Here is a 2,857-nt window from a genome sequence, read left to right on the forward strand (position 1 = left end):
AAAAGCCGCATGAAAGGACAGGCTATCAACCTTAACCTAAAAGAAAAAAATCTCCAGTAGACTATTGCAATTCCATAGTCTTCGAAGAACAGCCCCACCTTCTTCTGCCTTTCTCCTGCCCGTGTTCTCCCATCTCGCAGGCCGTACGCGGGGTGTATCCGTGCTGTACACGTGGTTTTCCTGGATACCGGCCGTATACGGCCCGATAGATTCACGCGAGATGGTAGAAGAAAGGGAGAAGAAAGTACGAAGAAAGCACGAGTGTGTTTCAAGTACTGGCAGTGTACAGGTAAAGTACGGGTAGTGTACTATGGTGTGGGTACATTTCCGTAGCATAGGGGCTACGTATCCCGTAAGGATGTATCGCACCTTAAGTAAGGATTGTTGGCATAAAAGGTATTCCGGTTGTGTTCGCTTGAGGCCATATGCGCCCCATAAGCGTAAAAATTGCTTCATTATAATGTTTGATTTTAGGTGTAAGAAATTACGTTAATTAACCCGACGTCTTTTACTCAAATCAAACAGGCTTTCTTATTATACTTTTGTAAAGATTCTGCGTGGAGATTTCCCACGCTTTCGACAATGCCGTTTCCCTCTCTCCTATCGGAGCTGGAAAATTGGCTGTTCTTAAAAATAAAAAACTCGTTTTCATATTGGTTAGTTGAAAACGAGTCCCGTTGGTTTTATTTGGCCTGAATGCTATAGCTCCCGGACCCTATCAACCGTACAGCAGGCTTCCGACGGCCAAACAGGACGGATTTACGATAGAGCCCGGGAGCTATAAGTGGCACAAATGTACCAAAATATACTCTCGGGCATTAACCTATCGTCTCGCCTGTTTGCAAAAATGTCGGAATTTGCTGTCGAGACTCTTTGTCAATGCCTTATTAGCACACAAATAAATCAATAAACACAATCATTTGTGTATCAACGAAACAAATGTAATAAACAAATTTCAATAAAAGAAATTATTGACCGCTTTTGTAATTAATAACAAGATGAGATTAGCCGAATGGCTAATTTAAATAAAGAGTTAATCCGTAAGAACATTTTCAAACTTCTCGACTATTCAGGCTTAACAGATCTCAGCTTTGCCGATTTGCTAGATGTCTCAGAAAAGCAAATTAGGCGCATAAAGAAAGGAGCAGCTGAATTTAGCATTAATGACATTAACAAAGCTTGTGACTTTTTCAGAAAATCGTTTGCAAGCATAAATAGGCGCGAGATTGAAGCTGACCGGATGTTTCGCGATAAACTAATTACACAACACAAGGGTAATCCCGAGTACAGCACGATCTTAGAAAAACGTCCTTCTATCACATATGCAATAAATTTTGAATTGCTTTACAATGAGAATTTTAGAAAAAAAGGACTTGGCATCAGTAAAATCAGTCAGCTTTTCGAAGCCAGAGGATGGAAGTTTTCAAGCGCATATATATCGTTGGCCATGGTAAGGAATGCAGATAGAATCAAACGGATACGAAATCTGGAAAGGAAGGGTTGGTATGTTTATACGGTGAGGTAGTCTTAGAAAATCAGGGCAAAACTATTTTCGATGAAGTATTTCTTTTATTTTCAATACAACGTATATTAGACCACGGTAAACAACTAGCTATTATATAGCAATCGTATTATGGAAGTAAATTATTTTAATTAAATTGACATATTTTCAATCAAACTGAACTACCTTTTTTTGATATAATGAACCTAAAAAAGAGATACTATAATAAGTTAGTACAGCTTTATATCAGGCAAAATTGGTTGAACTCTAAGGAGGCAGAAATTGATCAATTGCTTAAATTGTGCAACAACGAAGGTAAAGAAAACCTAGTTTTTAAGCTTCTCAGTGACTTTTCATATCTCAACAATGACAATTTGTCCATGCTCTTAAATGATATTGCGACCTACATTATCAACGAAACCGGGTTCGTACAGAAGGAGACACAAATTTTGGCGATAACCCAAGATGATAATGCAGATAGTGGTCAAAAAATGCTAGACCAAATAAAGGTGCCATTATTCAAGCTAGGTTGGAGAAGCCCAGAATTAGTTAACAATTTTTCCAAGGTTGCCAAACGTTTCAACAAAGGTTTAAACAAAATTGTAATTGTTGACGAATTCGTAGGAAGTGGAAAAACATTGCGCGGTAAATTGAACTTCCTTCAAGGCGTTTTGAATGGCGATTATCAAGTTAAGTTCTGTTTTTTGGCAGGCATTAAGACTACAATAGATCAATTACGAGGTGAAGGGGTTGATATTTTTTGCCCCTTACAGCTTACCAAAGGAATATCAGAGTCATTTGCCGGCGTGGAATTAAAGAAAGCTGAAGATAACATGTTGGAATTAGAACTTGAATTGGCGGAAAAAATTAACGACAAACAATTATTTGATTATTCATTTGGATACGGGGGTGCGGAGGCATTATATACAATGGAGGGATGCAATGGCAATACCCCAAATTCGGTATTTCCGATATTTTGGTGGCTTTTAGATAAAAAAAATAACCTACGGAATACTCTGTTAACTAGATATGAGAAAGGTTTTGAAATATGACTAACATAGACAAGCGAATATTTGGAGATTTATTATCGTCGTCTGATTATCGACTACAAACTTTTACATTTTACTCCCGCCATAAAATCAAGCCTTCAGAAATTTTCAGTTTTATTACCAAGTATACTGAATTGGGCTATATAAATTATGATGATGACGCAATTGAACTCACGAGCGCAGGGAAAGAAAAGCTATTTGTTTCTTTTAATTTAAAGAGTTTTTACTTAAGGGCACCTCTAAAAACTCATTGATTTGAAATAACATTTGATATTAGCTTGATTTTCAGTATATTTAAATCATGAAA

Annotated in this window: 2 protein-coding genes; both read left to right on the forward strand. The window is 37.2% G+C overall.

Features of this window, described 5'->3' with window-relative positions; all coding sequences use genetic code 11:
* Window positions 1–1,012 precede the first annotated feature (1,012 nt).
* Window positions 1,013–1,525, forward strand: coding sequence for a hypothetical protein (locus ACEVG1_RS20925; RefSeq protein ID WP_374745677.1), 513 nt, complete (start codon window positions 1,013–1,015; stop codon window positions 1,523–1,525).
* A 176-nt stretch (window positions 1,526–1,701) separates the two neighbouring features.
* Entirely contained in the window at window positions 1,702–2,553 is an 852-nt protein-coding gene (locus ACEVG1_RS20930) for a hypothetical protein (protein WP_374745678.1), read from the forward strand.
* Window positions 2,554–2,857 lie beyond the last annotated feature (304 nt).

Origin of the sequence: Parapedobacter sp. 2B3 (assembly GCF_041925275.1) — a bacterium.
Taxonomy (GTDB): domain Bacteria; phylum Bacteroidota; class Bacteroidia; order Sphingobacteriales; family Sphingobacteriaceae; genus Parapedobacter; species Parapedobacter pyrenivorans_A.